This is a genomic window from Streptomyces sp. NPDC037271 (assembly GCF_055603605.1).
This window is the reverse complement of record NZ_JBVJVN010000026.1, coordinates 18,265-34,069: the sequence shown is the minus strand read 5'-3', so window position 1 is coordinate 34,069 and position 15,805 is coordinate 18,265. Positions and strand designations below refer to the sequence as shown.

The following is a 15,805-nucleotide window of genomic DNA, read 5'->3' as shown; positions in this document are numbered from 1 at the left end:
CGCGTAGTACTGGCCCCCCCTCTCCCTCCCCCCCCCCCCCCCCCCTCCCTCCCCCCCCCCCCCCCCCCCCCCCCCCCCCCGGGCCGTGGGGGTCGGCCCTCAAGCAGGAGTGACGTTGTCGGCCTGCGGGCCCCTGTCACCCTGGGTGACGTCGAAGTTGACCTTCTGGCCCTCCTGCAGCTCCCGGTAGCCGCCTCCCGCGATGGCCGAGTAGTGGACGAACACATCCGGTCCGCCACCATCCTGCTCGATGAAACCGAATCCCTTTTCGGCGTTGAACCACTTCACCGTCCCGGTGGCCATGTCCTGTCCTGCCTTTCGTCACGCAGCGAGACGGCTGCTCACTGCTCTGTGCCGTGATCATCGCGCTCCCGCGCGACCGGGGAGACAACGATGCTCTTCAGCGCTCCGGGTGCCCGCCCCGGCACCCGTCTATCCGCGGACCGGCCACTCGCGGCGGTACGAGCACGAGCGGACCTGGCCGGGCCCGCGCGAAAAGACCGGCCTCGGTTTCCCGCCCGGCCGTCACCGCGTTCGGAGCCGCCCGAGAGGCCGCCGATGCCGCGTGGGGCTCCGCTCGGGCCGCTACCGATACCGATCAGCGCCTCACGTGCGGGAAGGCGGAGTCCCGTAGCCCTTCAGGATCTCGATGACCTGGTCGTCGCCGACCTGGTCGAAGTCGTCGTACCAGAGGCCGACCGCCCGAAAGTCCGGCGGCTGCCGGAGGCAGACGACACCGTCCGCTTCCGAGCGCATCTCGGCGACGGTCTCAGGGGCGCCGACAGGGACGGCGAGGATCAGCCGGGCGGGTTCCGACCGCCGAAGACGGCGGAGGGCGGCGCGTGCGGTGGCGCCGGTGGCCAGTCCGTCGTCGACGAGGACGACGGTGCGGTCCTTGACCTGCGGTGTGGAACGGTCACCCCGGTAGAGCAGGGCCCGGCGTTTCAGTTCCTCACGTTCCCGGGCCACGTCCGCGACGAGGCGGTCTTCACTCAGACCGGCCATTTCGAGGGCCCGCTGGTCGAACAGGGGCGGGTCGTCGTCCACGACCGCGCCGATACCTGTCTCCGGCCGGCCGGGAAGACCGATCTTCCGTGCCACGAGCACGTCCAGGGGCGCCCTGAGGGCCTGGGCGACTTCGGCGGCCACCGGCACTCCGCCGCGGGGCAGCGCGAGGACCACGGGGTGGGGCAGTTCGCCGTCGGATGCCCATTCCATGAGCCGCAGGCCGAGTTCCTGGCCCGCTGTCCGGCGATTGTGGAATCGCATGACGTCTCTCCTCCTCACAGGCGCTGAAGGGCCACCGCTGCCGGGCCCACTCATCACTTCGGGGCTCGGCTCCGGGGTGGGGCGGGGTTCGCGTCGCTTTCCGCTGGGCCGGCCCGCCTCCCGTCGGTCGAAGCGGCGGTAGGCCTCGACAGCGTTCTCCGTGCCACCCCACCGGGTGACCAGCGGCGTGGGGTCGAAGCTTCCCGAGGCGAGGCAGCGAGACCGGACGGGGCAGGGAGGCATCGGGGGTCGCGGTTGCCCCTCTTCGGAGCGCCACCCACCGCCCGCACGGAGCCGCCATCGACCGCCGCGTTCCGGCCGGCATCGTCACCGGCAACCGCATCACTTCCTCCGTCCGCCCCCGCCCCGCCCCGCCACCGGCGCGGGGCCGGGCTGTCCGCCGGTGTCAGGTCATCGACGGAGCCAGACCGCCGTGTCACCGGGCAGTCGACCGTCACTGTCCAGTGGGCTGCTGGCCAGCAGCAGTTCCTCATGCGACGGCAGACCGATGGATCGGCCGGAGAGGTTGACCACGCACACCAGGCCGTCTCCGCGGGCGAAGGCGAGGACGCCGTCCTCGGCGGGCAGCCAGGTCAGCGGGCCGTCGCCGAAGCCCTCGGTGGACCGGCGCAGGAGCAGGGCCGTGCGGTAGAGGCTGAGCATCGAGTCGGGGTCGGTGTCCTGGCGGTCGACAGCGTACCGCGCCCAGTCGGCGGGCTGTGGCAGCCAGGGTTCGGTGCGCGCACCGAACCCGCAGGACGGCTCGTCGGCGGCCCAGGGCAGCGGCACCCGGCATCCGTCGCGCCCCGGGTCGGTGCCGCCGGAGCGGAAGTGCATGGGGTCCTGAATGCGGTCCAGCGGGATGTCCGCTTCGGGCAGACCGAGTTCCTCGCCCTGGTAGAGGTAGACCGAACCGGGCAGCGCGAGCGTGAGCAGAGCGGCGGCGCGGGCGCGCCGGGTGCCCAGCTGGAGATCACTGGGCGTGCCGAACTCCTTCGTGCCGAAGTCGAACCCGGTGTCCGTACGGCCGTAGCGGGTGACCGTGCGGGTCACGTCGTGATTGCAGAGGACCCAGGTGGCCGGGGCGTGGACGGGTGCGTGCTCGGCGAGGGTGTCGTCGATGGTGCGGCGCAGCCGGCCGGCGTCCCAGGGGCAGGAGAGGAAGTTGAAGTTGAAGGCGGTGTGCAGTTCGTCGGGGCGCAGGTAGCGGGCGAAGCGTTCGGCGTCGGGGAGCCAGACCTCGCCGACGAAGACGCCGTCGTACTCGTCGGCTATCGCGCGCCAGGAGCGGTAGATGTCGTGGATCTCGTCCTGGTCGATGTACGGGTGCGGGTCGACGCCTTCGGTGAAGTCGGGCAGGTCGGGGTGCTTGGTGAGCAGGGCTGCGGAGTCGATGCGGACACCGGCGACGCCGCGTTCGAACCAGAAGCGGAGTATGTCCTCGTGTTCGCGGCGGACGGAGGGGTGGGACCAGTTGAGGTCGGGCTGTTCCGGGGTGAACAGGTGCAGGTACCACTCGCCGTCGGGGACCCGGGTCCAGGTGGTGCCGGAGAACTGGGACGGCCAGTCGTTGGGCGGGAGTTCACCGTTCTCGCCGCGTCCGGGCCGAAAGTGGAAGCGCTCCCGCTCCGGACTGCCGGGCCCGGCCTCCAGCGCGGCACGGAACCAGGCGTGCTGGTCGGACACATGGTTCGGGACGATGTCGACGATGACTCGGATACCGAACTCGTCGGCCTCGGCGATGAGCTTCTCGGCCTCCTCGAGGGTGCCGAAGGCCGGATCGATGGCTCGGTAGTCGGCCACGTCGTAGCCGCCGTCGACGAGCGGGGAGAGGTACCAGGGCGTGAACCACACGGCGTCGACGCCGAGTTCGGAGAGATAGGGCAGGTGGGTGCGGATGCCCGCCAGGTCCCCGGTCCCGTCGCCGTCGCCGTCCGCGAAGCTGCGGGGGTAGATCTGGTAGATGACGGCGTCTCGCCACCATGTGTCGGTTCTGGAGGGGTGCACGGCTGCCACGTAACGGTCCTTTCGGGCAGGTGAGGGCCCCGCCGCCGGCCGGGGCGGGGTCATGGACGAAGTGGCCGGCGACGGGTGCTCCGGGGGTGGCGGCGGGGTTCGGTCACGCAGGGGGCCAGGGGCCGGTGCCGGGTGCGGTCAGCCCTTGAGGCTTCCGGCGGTGAGGCCCGCCATGATGCTGCGCTGGAAGAAGAAGAACACGATGATCATCGGGATGCTCGCGATCACGAGGCCGGCCATGACCTGGTTCTGTGTCACGGATCCGGCCGTCTGGGACAGGCCCACACTGATCGTCATCTTCTCGCTGTCCGGCAGCACGAGCAGTGGCCAGACGAAGTCCTTGAAGACCAGGACGACGGTGAAGATGGACACCACGCCGAGGATGGGCCGCGAGATCGGCAGGATGATCGAGACGAGGACGCGCCACGGGGGTATGCCGTCGATCTCGGCCGCTTCGAGGATCTCGTCGGGGATCGAGTCGAAGAAGCGCTTGAGCAGGAAGATGTTGAAGCCGTTGGCGGCGACGGGGAACCAGATGGCCCAAGGGGAGTTGAGAAGCTGCCAGTCGAAGACGGGCACGTCCGTCACGGTGATGTAGGCGGGGATCATCACCACGATCGGCGGGATCATGAGCGTGGCCAGCATGGCCCCGAGGATCACGTTTCCGAACATCGGCCGGAGCTTGGACAGGGCGTACGCGGCTGTGACGTCCACGGCGAGTGCGAAGAGCCACGCGCCTACGGCGTAGAAGAGGGTGTTCTTGAGGAGCAGCCCGATGTCGAAGAGTTCCCAGGCATCCGCGAACACGGAGAGATCGGGGTTCTCGGGGAACAGGGTGGGTGGCATCCGGGCGATTTCCTCGCCCGTCTTCATCGCCCCGGTGACCATCCAGTAAAGGGGGAACACGAACACCAGAGTGAACACGGTGACGACGGCGGTGAGCAGCGTCCAGTAGATCCTCGTGCCCCAGCGGGATTTCAGCTCCAGCGGCGAGACGATGGTCCTGGCATGACCGTCGGCCCATGCGGCCGGGCGCTTCTTCCTGCGCCCGGGTGGCCGCGGCGACGCCGTCCTGCCTGCTTCTTCCGCCACTTCGGGGTCGGCGGTGGTGTCGATCACGGACCTACCTCTTCTCGTCACGGGTCAGCCGGAGTTGGACCGCGGCGACCGCAAGAAGAACGATCATGAGCATCAGGCCGAGCGCGCTGCCGGCCCCGTAGTTGCCGCCGTACACGAAGGCGTACTGGTACATGAGGTACGCGACGGTGACCGTCGCGTTCTCCGGTCCGCCACCCGTGAGCATGTACGGCTCGATGAAGACCTGCATGGTGGCGACGATCTGCAGCATCAACATCAGGAGCAGGATGAGCCGGGTCTGCGGGATGGTGACGTTCCAGATCCGCTTGAAGATGCCGGCACCGTCGAGCTCCGCCGCCTCGTACAGGTCACCGGGGACGTTCTGCAGGGCGGCCAGGTAGATCAGCACGCCCGAGCCCAGGTTCATCCAGGTGGAGACGATGACCAGCGAGATGAGCGCGGTGTCGGTGGAGTCGAGCCAGGACAGCGTCGGCAGCCCGGCGAAGTCGAGGACCTGGTTGAACAGTCCTGGTCCGGGATCGTAGAACCAGCGGAACAGCAGGACCGACACGATCGGTGGCAGCATGACCGGCAGGTAGACCACGAACCGGAGATACCCGCGGGCGTGCCGCAGCTCGTTGAGCACGATCGCCACCGCGAACGGGATCACATAGCCGCACAGCAGGGCGAGCAGCGTGAAGGCGATGGTGTTCTTCCAGGCCTGGCCGAACGCCGGGTCGTTCACCACGGTGCGGAAGTTGTCCAGGCCCACCCAGGTCGGCTCGTCGACGAGGTTGGTCTGCTGGAAGCTGAGGATGACCTCCCTGACGATCGGCCACCAGGCGAACATCGCGAAGCAGAACAGGGCGGCGCAAAGAAACGCGTAGGCGGTCAGGTTGCTGCGTACCGAGCGGCGCCGCTTCGACGGTGGTCTGCGACGCGGTTTCGCCGGCCGCTTCGGCTCGACGGTGAGTGTTTCCATGGCGATCTCCCGCTCCTGTTCTCTCCTGCCGGCCGGGCCCGGGGTACCGCTCTCCTCCTCCTTCGAGCGACACCCCGGGGCAGTCGCCGTCAGCCCCTGGCCAGAATCCCGTTGGCCTTGGTCTCGGCGTCTTCGAGCAGCTTGTCGATGTCTGCGCTCTCCCGCGTCAGGACCGCGGACATGGCCACGTCGAGCACTGCGTAGAGTTCCTGGGCATGCGCCGGCTCCAGCTTGAGCTCGACGTTCTTCGAGGTGTCCACGTAGGGCTGGTAGTACTCGACCGGCAGGACGGCGTTCGCCGTCCGGTCCTCGGCGATCTTCCGGCCGGTCGGGGAGCCGCCCATGTAGTCGTTGTTGGGAACGCCGACGGCCTCGCCGTTGGCTTTGCCGCGGGCGTAGTCGTGACGGCCCTTGCCCGGTGTGTTGAACTGGAAGTCGATCCACTGCATCGCCGCCCTGGTCTCGGCGGCGTTCGCCTTCGGGTTGATCATGTAGGCCTCGCCGCCGGACAGCGACGCCTTGCCCTCCGGTATGCCGGTGATGCCGTAGTCGTCCTTCTCCCCCTGGAACTTCTGGACCACGTCGGTGACGACGTCCGGCGCGCCGAGCATCATGCCCGTCTTGCCGGCGGCCATCTGCTGCATCAGTGCCTCCCAGCCGATCAGCACCCTGCTGCCGACGCTGTCGTCCTTCCAGCGCATGTCGTGCAGCGTCCGCAGCACGGCCTCGCCCTCGGGGCTGTTGAACGCGGCCTTGCCGTCGACGACCATCTCGCCGCCGCGGCTGAAGATGGACTGTGCGAAATGCCAGCCGCCGACGTTGCCGCCGCCGTACTCGCCGTACCCGACGTAACCGTCACCGAGATCGGCGATCTTCTTCGCGGCGGCCCTGACCTCGTCCCACGTCTTCGGCGGGGCGTCGGGGTCGAGACCGGCCTCCTCGAACAGCTTGCGGTTGTAGACCAGACCTACGCTGTAGCTGACGTTGGGAACGCCGTAGACCTTGCCGTCCACGGTGACCATGTCCCTGACGTCCTGCCTGATGTCGCCGTAGTTCTTCACCAGGTCCGTGACGCCGGTGATGTCCTTCGCCTGCTTCTTGGAGATCACGTCGGCGTAGTTGGTGACCGGCACCATGAACACGGTCTCCATCTGCCCGCCGGCGAGCTTCGCGGCGAAGGTCTTCGGGTCGAAGCACGGCTGCTGGTCGGTGCTCTTGACCTTCACTCCCGGATGCGCCTTCTCGAACGTGGCGACGTCCTGGTTCCACGCCTCGCGCTGCTTCGGCGCGGTCTTCGGGGGCTGGCACGCCACGGTGATCGTCACGCCTCCTCCCGCATCGGAGTCCGACGAGTCACCGCCGCAGGCCGCGGTGGTCAGTACGAGACCTGCGGTCAGCAGGATCACGAGTTTACGGGGCTTCATTGCGGCTCCTCCGAGGTGACGCCCAAGCGCTGCCCTGATCGGAGCGTCACGATAGGACGGTCGGCAGATGCACGCAATATTCTGATCCAGAGTTGCAAGGTTACGACTGTGTCACGACCTCTACTCGCCGATGGCCTATCAGGAGCTGTACTTGTGGATGACATCGAGAGCGCCGCTTCGGGCTCGACCGGAGCCCACTGCCCGCGCTCCCCGGCTGAGGCGCTGTCAGTGATGTGCTCGCGGGCGCGAGACCTTGCCGAGCCGAGACCGCCGGCCGAGACCGCCGGCCGGCACCCGGGAGTCCGCGCCGCCGGGCAGGCGATCGCTCCGCTCCGCGGGGCGCGGAACCGCAAGGGAGCTCACCGGCGGACGCACTGCCCTCAGCGACGCCGACCCGAGCGGCAGGCGATCGCGGCCTCCGACATCGAACGCGCGCCTGGGCAGCGGGCTCGTCTCCGGCCCCGTCCGCGAGGGCAGCGCACTGCGCGCGGACTCGCGGCCTCGCGAGCCGTCCACCGGCCGTCTTCGCTTCGCCGGGACCCCCACCGCACGGGCCGGCACCCCCGACCCGCCTGGCGAACCCGCCTGGCGAACACACCTGACGAACACCTGACGGATCGGACCGGGCGCCCCCGGCCGCCACGTCGTCTACCGTGGCATCGACGGCATCAGGTTCAGGACAGCAGGCCGGAGGGTGGCCGGGCTACGGCCAGGCCGAGAAGAGAGGGACGCAAGAAATTTCGGAGCTTGCGATAGGCTTGCGTGCATGACGCGACGACTTGCCCAGGTAGCGAAGAAGGTTGGGGTCAGCGAGGCCACGGTCAGCCGTGTCCTCAACGGCAAGCCCGGTGTCTCCGATGCGACCCGGCAGTCCGTGCTCACGGCGCTGGACGTCCTGGGGTACGAACGCCCGACGCAGCTCCGCGGGGAACGCGCCCGGCTCGTCGGCCTCGTGCTGCCGGAACTGCAGAACCCGATCTTCCCGGCCTTCGCCGAGGTCATCGGGGGCGCTCTCGCCCAGCAAGGACTCACGCCGGTGCTGTGCACCCAGACGAAGGGCGGGGTGGCCGAGGCCGAGTACGTGGACCTGCTGCTTCAGCAGCAGGTTTCCGGTGTGGTCTTCGCCGGAGGGCTTTTCGCGCAGGCCGACGCGCCCCACGAGCACTACCACCTGCTGGCCGAGCGGAGTGTTCCGGTGGTCCTCGTCAACGCGTCGATCGAGGGTCTGGACTTCCCGTGCGTCTCGTGTGACGACGCGGTCGCCATCGAGCAGGCGTGGCGCCACCTCGCCTCTCTCGGACACGAGCGGATCGGCCTGGTCATCGGCCCCGCCGACCACATTCCCTCGCGTCGCAAGCTGGAGGCGGCCACGGCGGCGGCGAAGGCCCTGGGCCTGACCCTGCCCGACGAGTTCGTGCAGCGGTCGATCTTCTCGCTGGAAGGCGGTCAGGCCGCGACCGCGCGACTCCTGAAGCACGGCGTCACCGGCATCGTCTGCGGCAGTGACCCGCTTGCGCTCGGAGCCATCAGGGCCGCCCGCCGCAGCGGACTCTCCGTCCCCGCGGACGTCTCGGTGGTGGGCTTCGACGACTCGGCCTTCATGACTTCGACGGCTCCGCCCCTGACGACCGTGCGTCAGCCCATCGAGGCGATGGGACGCGCGGCGGTCGACCTGCTCTGCGCCCAGATCCAGGGGCCCCAGCCCCACTCCGGAGAGCTCCTCTTCGAGCCCGAACTCGTCGTCCGCGGATCGACCGCGCCGGCCCAGAGGCGCTGACCGCCGGCACCTGGCGAACCCAGGTCGGGCGCATCACTCCCCCACCCGTCCGACCGGTATCACCACTGCACTCGTCTGACCGATATCACCTCTTCGGCACCGGTATCACCGTTCGCTTCGCGCGACCGTGACACCGGTGCCGCTGTGTTTCCCGGGCACGTCACCCACGTTCGGAGTGACGGATCCGTTGACAAAACCGGCCCACGATAGAAACCTTCCACCTCAACAACGTAAGCAAGTCATCAAATCACTCAAGAAGTTGGCTTGCTGTCGCACCTGCCAGTCAGATTCAGGCCGGGTTCCCGGCGCCCGACCTTGCCACCTCGCTCAGGACCCCGTCGTGCCCATGGGGCTGCGCGGGTTCCGGAGACGGTGACGGGGGGCGTCCTGCCCGCATCATGGAAGGGCCACCATGAACGGCACACATGTGAGCAGACGTTGGGGGGTCGGCCTGTTGACAGCGGGCCTGCTCACCGTCGGGCTGCTGCCCGCCCCCGGGTACGCCGCGGACGGCGATCCCAATCTCGCGCTCGGCAGAGCGGCGACGGCCGGAGGGGCGCACGGCGGATACCCGGCGACGAACGTCACCGACGGCAGTCAGCAGTCGTACTGGGAGGGCCCGGCCGGTTCCTTCCCCCAGTGGGTGCAGGTCGACCTGGGTGCACAAGTCGCCCTGGACCGCGTCACGTTGAAGCTGCCTGCCGGATGGGAGGGACGCTCCCAGTCCCTGGCCGTCCTCGGCAGCGCCGACGGTGAGTCCTTCACCGCGCTGGCCGGCACGCAGGCCCACGCGTTCGCGCCGTCCGCGGCGAACACCGTGGATGTCGACCTGCCCTCCGCCACCGCCCGGTTCGTCCGCGTACAGGTCGCCGCCAACTCCGGTTGGAACGCGGCGCAGCTGTCCGAGCTGGAGATCTACGGCGAGGACGGCGATACGGGTGAAGGCCCCGTCGACCCGCCGGTCGAAGGCACCGACCTGGCACGTCACAAGCCGATCGAGGCCACATCCACCACGCAGAACTACGTGGCACGGAACGCCAATGACGACGACCTCACCACCTACTGGGAGTCGACGGGCTTCCCCTCCGACCTGACGGTGAAGCTGGGCGCCGACGCGGACGTCGAGGCCGTGGTCGTCAAGCTGAACCCCGACCCGAAGTGGCAGTCGCGGCAGCAGTCGCTGGAGGTCCTGGGGCGTAAGGAGGGAGCCTCCGCGTTCAGCTCGGTGAAGGCTCGCGCCGACTACGCCTTCAGTCCCTCGGACCAGAACTCCGTGGTGATCCCGGTTGCCGGACGCCTCGCGGACCTGAGGCTGTCCTTCCACTCCAACACCGGTGCCCCCGGCGCCCAGGTCGCCGAATTCCAGGTACTCGGCACGCCGGCTCCCCATCCGGACCTCGTCGTCACCGACCTGACCTGGTCCCCGAGCACTCCGTCCGAGAAGGACGAGGTGACCGTCGACGCCACCGTCCGCAACGCCGGCACCTCCGCCGCCCCCGCGACCACCGTCAACGTCAGCGTCGAGGGCGCCGTCGCCGGTGCCGCCCCGGTCCCCGCACTCCCGGCCGGCTCGTCCGCGACCGTCTCCGTCCCGGTCGGCAAGCGCCCGACGGGTTCGTACTCCGTGTCGGCCGCCGTCGACCCGACGGACACCGTCGCCGAGCTGGACGACAGCAACAACAGCCGTACCGCGGACAGGAAGCTGACCATCGCACAGAGCCCGGGACCGGACCTGCGGGTCACCGGCATCACCAGCAACCCGTCATCGCCCGCGGTCGGCTCCTCCGTCTCCTTCACCGTCGCGGTCAACAACCGCGGCACCACCGCCGTCCCGGCCGGCACCATCACCGGCCTCAGGGCCGGTGACACCACTCTCGCGGGTACGACCGGGGCCATCGCCGCGGGAGCCACCACCACCGTCGCCATCGACGGAACCTGGAAGGCCGCCGACGGCGGAGCCACGCTGACCGCCACCGCCGACGCCACCGGCACGGTCGAGGAAACCGACGAGAACAACAACGTCTTCGCGCGCTCCATCGTCGTGGGACGCGGCGCCGCGGTGCCCTACACGGAGTACGAGGCGGAGAACGGCAGCTACCGGGGGACACTCCTCACCGCGGACGAGAAGCGCACCTTCGGGCACACCAACTTCGCCACCGAATCCTCCGGCCGGCAGTCGGTGCGCCTGGAGGACACCGGTGACCACGTCGAGTTCACCTCCACCGACGCCGCCAACTCCATCGTGGTGCGCAACTCGGTCCCGGACGCGGCCGCGGGCGGTGGCCGCGAGGCGACGATCAGCCTCTACGCCGACGGGCAGTTCGTCCGGAAGCTGACCCTCTCCTCCAAGCACAGCTAACTCTACGGCACCACCGACGACCCGGAGGGCCTGACCAACACCCCGGGCGGTGACGCGCGCCGTCTCTTCGACGAGTCCAACGCGCTGCTGGCCGAGAGCTACCCTGCGGGCACGAAGTTCCGCCTCCAGCGGGACGCGGGCGACTCCGCCGCCTTCTACGTCATCGACCTGATCGACCTGGAGCAGGTCGCCGCCCCCGCCGCCAAGCCCGCGGCGTGCACCTCGATCACCCAGTACGGTGCCGTGCCCAACGACGGAATCGACGACGCCGACGCGATCCAGCGTGCCGTCACCGCCGACCAGCAGGGCGAGATCGACTGCGTGTGGATCCCCGCCGGGCAGTGGCGCCAGGAGAAGAAGATCCTGACCGACGACCCGCAGAACCGCGGTCAGTTCAACCAGGTCGGCATCCGTGACGTCACCGTCCGCGGCGCCGGCATGTGGCACTCGCAGCTGTACTCGCTCACCCCGCCGCACGAGGCCGGCGGCATCAACCACCCGCACGAGGGCAACTTCGGCTTCGACATCGACGACAACACCAAGATCTCCGACATCGCCATCTTCGGCTCCGGCACCATCCGGGGCGGCGACGGCAACGCGGAGGGCGGCGTCGCGCTCAACGGCCGCTTCGGCAAGAACACCAAGATCACCGATGTCTGGATCGAGCACGCCAACGTCGGCGCCTGGGTCGGCCGCAACTACGACAACATCCCCGCACTGTGGAACCCGGGCGACGGCCTGGAGTTCAACGGGGTGCGCATCCGCAACACCTACGCCGACGGCGTCAACTTCACCAACGGCACCCGCAACTCCACCGTCTACAACTCCTCCTTCCGCAACACCGGCGACGACGCCCTGGCCGTCTGGTCCAACAAGTACGTCAAGGACACCTCGGTCGACATCGGCCACGACAACCACTTCCGCAACAACACCATTCAGCTGCCCTGGCGCGCCAACGGCATCGCGGTGTACGGCGGTTACGGCAACACCATCGAGAACAACCTGATCTCCGACACCATGAACTACCCGGGCATCATGCTCGCCACCGACCACGACCCGCTGCCCTTCTCCGGGCAGACCCTCATCGCCGGCAACGCCCTGCACCGCACGGGCGGCGCGTTCTGGAACGAGGACCAGGAGTTCGGCGCCATCACGCTCTTCGCGCAGGGCCCCGACATCCCCGGCGTCACCATCCGTGACACCGACATCCACGACTCGACCTACGACGGCATCCAGTTCAAGACCGGCGGCGGCTCGATACCCGACGTGAAGGTCACCGACGTCCGCATCGACAAGTCGGTCAACGGCTGCGGCATCCTCGCCATGAGCGGTGCCCGGGGCAGCGCCACGCTCACGGACGTGACCATCACCGACTCGGCGGAGAGCGACGTCTGCGTCGAGCCCGGCTCGCAGTTCGTCATCAACCGCGGCTGACCCCCGCGGCACCGGTACGGCGGCCCGCTCCCCGGACCGCCGTACCGGCGTGCCCGCACGCGGACGAGGGAGTACGACGAAGGGCATCGGCGCCCGAACACGTCACTCCGCGCCGATGGACACCCACGTCCGGAGATCCCGGTGCCTCGGCGCCGCGATCGCGACAACCCGCAGACCAGCCGTCCTCGTCTCGGGACTGCGGAGCCCCGTGACAACCCGAAACCCCGGCCGCCGGGCCCAGGACTCACGCTCACGCTCACACTCACGGCTCACGGCTCACGGCTCGCAGCACTGAGGACGCCGGCCCGCCCGCCCCCGATGTGCCATGACCGTGCGGTCCGGGCGACGGCCTGCCCACCCCGGCACGATCCGCGTTCCGGATGCTCGTGATCCATCCCATGGATGCCTCCTGTTCCGGTGGTACGTGCACCGGAACGCGCGCATCAGGTGGCGGCCCGGATCTCGTCCGCCTCCGCCATCCGCCTGCCGACTCGCGCGGCGGTCTCCCGCAGCCAGATGTGGGCGGCGTCGTGCGTGTGTACGGGGTGCCACCACATCGCCTCCCGCAGCGGCACCGCCTCGTACGGCGGCTCCACGGCCCGCACGGCGGCGAGCGGCCCCATCAGCCGGGCGAGGCGGGCCTGGATCAGGGCGATGCGCCGGGTGCCGGCCACCAGCAGGGGCAGCAGCTGGAAGCTGTCGACGGAGACCTCGACCCGGGGTTCGATGCCGAGCATGCCGAGTTGGCGCACGGCGGGCGCGTCGTAGGTGCGCTGGTAGGTGACCCACGGCAGCCGGGCGAGGTCGTGGCGGGTGAGCCGGTCGTCGACGCTCGGGTGGTCGTCGGCGACGAGGAAGATCCAGCGGTCCTCGTAGAGGTCGGTGGCGGGGAAGTCACTGATGACGCCGTGCGGCATCAGCAGGCCGTCGGTCGTGCTCAGCAGCGTGTCCGTGGCGTCCACCACCGTGGGCGGGGTCTGCGCGAAGCGCAGCCGGATGCCGGGTGCCTCCTCGTGCACGACACGGGCGAGTTCGGTACCGAAGACGGCGACGGCGTAGTCGGACGCCACGAGTTCGAACTCGCGGCTTTCCTTGGCGGGGTCGAAGTCGGCCTGGCTGGCGAAGAGGCGTTCCAGCACGTCGTACGCGTTGGCGGTGCGGTCCAGGAGGACCTGGCCGAGGGCGGTGAGCTCGTAGTGGCCGCCGACACGGGCGAGCAGGTCGTCGTCGAAGTGCCGGCGCAGCCTGGCCAGGGCGGCGCTCGTCGCGGGCTGGCTGAGGCCGATGCGCTGCCCGGCACGGGTGACGTTGCGTTCCTCCAGCAGGGCGCGCAGGGCGACGACGAGATTGAGGTCCAGGCTACTCAGTTGCACGGCTCTTCCCTTGGCCGAACGACGCCGACCAGGTGGAATTCATGCCATGGATGGCAGTCATCCATAGAATCTATTTCCCTGATCAGTGGTGGGGGGTCCAGATTAGTGCCACCGCAATCAGGAGGACATGTACGTGAAACCCGCACCCGCGTCCGCACCGTTCACCGGCCCCTTCGCCCTCGGCACGCTGTCGGCCCAGGACGGGCCGGCCTTCCCCGCCCTCGTCACCGCCGACGCCCAGGTGCTCGATCTGCGCGTCGCCTTCGACGACGAGCGGCTGACCACCCGGACACTGCTGGAGAGCTGGGAGACGACACTGCCGCGGCTGCGGGCGCTGGTCGACGACACCGGTCGGGCCCGTGAGCCGCTCGCGGAGTTCCGGGTGCACGCGCCGGTCGAGCCGCGCCAGGTGTTCCAGTCCGGCGCGAACTACCGGCAGCACGTGATCGACCTGCACGTCGCGCACCGCGCCCCGGGTGACGCCCGGCCCGAGGCGGAGCGGCGCGCGGAGGCGGCGGAGATCATGGACCGGCGGGCGGCGGAGGACCTGCCGTACGTGTTCATCGGCCTGCCGAGCGCGATCACCGGCCCGTACGACGACGTCGCGCTCCCCGCCTGGGCCGAGAAGCCCGACTGGGAGCTGGAGTTGGCGGCGGTGATCGGCCGGCCCGCCCACCGGGTCTCCGTCGAGGAGGCGCTGGACCACGTCGCCGGGTACACGATCGCCAACGACCTGACCGACCGCGCCACCGTCTTCCGCCGGGACATGCCGCAGATCGGCACCGACTGGCTGCGCAGCAAGAACGCGCCCGGTTTCACTCCGCTCGGCCCGTGGATCGTGCCCGCCGAGTCGATCGCGGACCCGGACGACCTGCTGCTGACGCTGAAGCTGAACGGCGAGACGATGCAGGACGAGTCCACCAAGGACATGATCTTCGACGTGGCGCGCCTGGTGTCCTACGCCTCGCAGACGGCCCGTCTCCTGCCCGGCGACCTGGTGCTGACCGGCAGCCCGGCCGGCAACGGCATGCACTGGGGCAGGCTGCTGCGCGACGGCGACGTCATGGACGCCTCCATCACCGGTCTCGGCGCCCAGCGCACCCGCTGCGTCGCACAGGAGGCACGGTGACCCCGGACCGCACCGACCCCGAGGGCGCGATAGCGAAGGCCGCGCAGGCGTACTCCAACTGGGGCCGCTGGGGCGAGGACGACGTCCTCGGCACCCTCAACTTCCTCGACGAGGCGAAGCGCCGGGAGGGTGCCGCCCTGGTCCGGAAGGGTGCGAGCTTCTCCCTCTCCCAGCGCTTCGACATCAACGGCCCGCAGAAGGGCTGGCGGCGGCGCACCAACCCGGTGCACACGATGCTCGACACCGGCACCGACGCGGCCCTCGGCAACCAGGGGCTGCCGCACGGCATCGGCGGCGCCGACGACGTGATCGCGATGCCGTTGCAGTGCTCCACCCAGTGGGACGGGCTCGGCCACATCTTCGACCACGGCAAGGCGTGGAACGGTCGCCCGGCGGAGAAGGTCGTCACCTCCGACGGCGACCTGGTCACCGGCATCGAGCACATGGCCCCGCACGTCGCCGGACGCGGAGTGCTCCTGGACGTCGGCCGGGTGATCGGCGAGGACGGTGAGCTGCCGGACGGGTTCGCGATCACCGAGGAGCACCTGACCGCGACCGCCGAGGCCCACGGTGTGAGCGTCGGGCGCGGCGACATCGTCGTGGTGCGCACCGGCCAGCTCGCCCGGGTCCGCCGCGACGGGTGGGGCGAGTACGCGGGCGGCCCCGCGCCCGGACTGTCGTTCACCGCGGCCGGCTGGCTGCACGGCACCGAGATCGCCGCGATCGCCACCGACACCTGGGGCTTCGAGGTCCGCCCGAACGAGTTCGAGCACGCCTTCCAGCCGCTGCACCAGGTCGCCATCCCGCACCTCGGCCTGCTGATCGGCGAGATGTGGGACCCGGACGCGCTCGCCGAGGACTGCGCGGCCGACGGCGAGTACGCCTTCTGGCTCACCGCCGCTCCTCTGCCCATCACCGGCGCGGTCGGCTCGCCCGTCAACCCGGTCGCCGTCAAGTAACCAGCG

At 69.7% G+C, this 15,805-nt stretch carries 10 protein-coding genes and 1 pseudogene; 4 read left to right on the top strand and 7 right to left on the bottom strand.

Going from position 1 to position 15,805, the window contains the following annotated elements; genetic code table 11:
- Positions 1 to 99 precede the first annotated feature (99 nt).
- From ACZ7G3_RS30355 to ACZ7G3_RS30330, 6 genes are all read right to left on the bottom strand, one after another.
- Entirely contained in the window at positions 100 to 303 is a 204-nt protein-coding gene (locus tag ACZ7G3_RS30355; protein WP_426600054.1) for a cold-shock protein, read from the bottom strand.
- Between the two features lie 303 nt (positions 304 to 606).
- Positions 607 to 1,269, bottom strand: a complete 663-nt coding sequence (locus tag ACZ7G3_RS30350; protein ID WP_470929354.1) for a phosphoribosyltransferase — start codon at positions 1,267 to 1,269, stop codon at positions 607 to 609.
- Between the two features lie 411 nt (positions 1,270 to 1,680).
- On the bottom strand, positions 1,681 to 3,285 hold the full coding sequence (locus ACZ7G3_RS30345) for a glycoside hydrolase family 13 protein (protein WP_470929352.1): 1,605 nt from the start codon (positions 3,283 to 3,285) through the stop codon (positions 1,681 to 1,683).
- 138 nt (positions 3,286 to 3,423) lie between these two features.
- Positions 3,424 to 4,404 (bottom strand): carbohydrate ABC transporter permease, encoded by a 981-nt coding sequence (locus ACZ7G3_RS30340; RefSeq protein WP_470929350.1) that lies wholly within the window; start codon positions 4,402 to 4,404, stop codon positions 3,424 to 3,426.
- Between the two features lie 4 nt (positions 4,405 to 4,408).
- The gene (locus ACZ7G3_RS30335) at positions 4,409 to 5,344 is read right to left on the bottom strand and encodes a carbohydrate ABC transporter permease (RefSeq protein WP_426600050.1); all 936 of its coding nucleotides are present in this window, start codon (positions 5,342 to 5,344) and stop codon (positions 4,409 to 4,411) included.
- A gap of 89 nt (positions 5,345 to 5,433) precedes the next feature.
- Entirely contained in the window at positions 5,434 to 6,768 is a 1,335-nt protein-coding gene (locus tag ACZ7G3_RS30330; RefSeq protein WP_470929348.1) for an ABC transporter substrate-binding protein, read from the bottom strand.
- A gap of 766 nt (positions 6,769 to 7,534) precedes the next feature.
- Here ACZ7G3_RS30330 and ACZ7G3_RS30325 point away from each other — a divergent pair.
- Positions 7,535 to 8,545 (top strand): LacI family DNA-binding transcriptional regulator, encoded by a 1,011-nt coding sequence (locus ACZ7G3_RS30325; protein ID WP_470929346.1) that lies wholly within the window; start codon positions 7,535 to 7,537, stop codon positions 8,543 to 8,545.
- Positions 8,546 to 8,957: 412 nt separating this feature from the next.
- Positions 8,958 to 12,338: pseudogene (locus tag ACZ7G3_RS30320) on the top strand (CARDB domain-containing protein).
- A 443-nt stretch (positions 12,339 to 12,781) separates the two neighbouring features.
- Here the strand turns inward: ACZ7G3_RS30320 and ACZ7G3_RS30315 are convergent.
- On the bottom strand, positions 12,782 to 13,711 hold the full coding sequence (locus ACZ7G3_RS30315) for a LysR family transcriptional regulator (protein WP_426600046.1): 930 nt from the start codon (positions 13,709 to 13,711) through the stop codon (positions 12,782 to 12,784).
- A 127-nt stretch (positions 13,712 to 13,838) separates the two neighbouring features.
- On the opposite strand from ACZ7G3_RS30315, the gene ACZ7G3_RS30310 reads away from it, so the two are divergent.
- Positions 13,839 to 14,840 (top strand): fumarylacetoacetate hydrolase family protein, encoded by a 1,002-nt coding sequence (locus ACZ7G3_RS30310; RefSeq protein ID WP_470929344.1) that lies wholly within the window; start codon positions 13,839 to 13,841, stop codon positions 14,838 to 14,840.
- Positions 14,837 to 15,799 carry a cyclase family protein gene (locus tag ACZ7G3_RS30305; protein WP_470929342.1) on the top strand — a complete coding sequence of 321 codons (963 nt, stop codon included), beginning with the start codon at positions 14,837 to 14,839 and terminating at the stop codon, positions 15,797 to 15,799. Before ACZ7G3_RS30310 ends, ACZ7G3_RS30305 begins: the two co-directional genes overlap by 4 nt.
- Positions 15,800 to 15,805 lie beyond the last annotated feature (6 nt).

Bases quoted from the DNA above. Each gene is read 5' to 3' on its own strand.
- ACZ7G3_RS30355 (WP_426600054.1), bottom strand. From the start codon at position 303: ATGGCCACCGGGACGGTGAAGTGGTTCAACGCCGAAAAGGGATTCGGT.
- ACZ7G3_RS30330 (WP_470929348.1), bottom strand. From the start codon at position 6,768: ATGAAGCCCCGTAAACTCGTGATCCTGCTGACCGCAGGTCTCGTACTG.
- ACZ7G3_RS30325 (WP_470929346.1), top strand. From the start codon at position 7,535: ATGACGCGACGACTTGCCCAGGTAGCGAAGAAGGTTGGGGTCAGCGAG.
- ACZ7G3_RS30350 (WP_470929354.1), bottom strand. From the start codon at position 1,269: ATGCGATTCCACAATCGCCGGACAGCGGGCCAGGAACTCGGCCTGCGG.
- ACZ7G3_RS30335 (WP_426600050.1), bottom strand. From the start codon at position 5,344: ATGGAAACACTCACCGTCGAGCCGAAGCGGCCGGCGAAACCGCGTCGC.
- ACZ7G3_RS30310 (WP_470929344.1), top strand. From the start codon at position 13,839: ATGTACGTGAAACCCGCACCCGCGTCCGCACCGTTCACCGGCCCCTTC.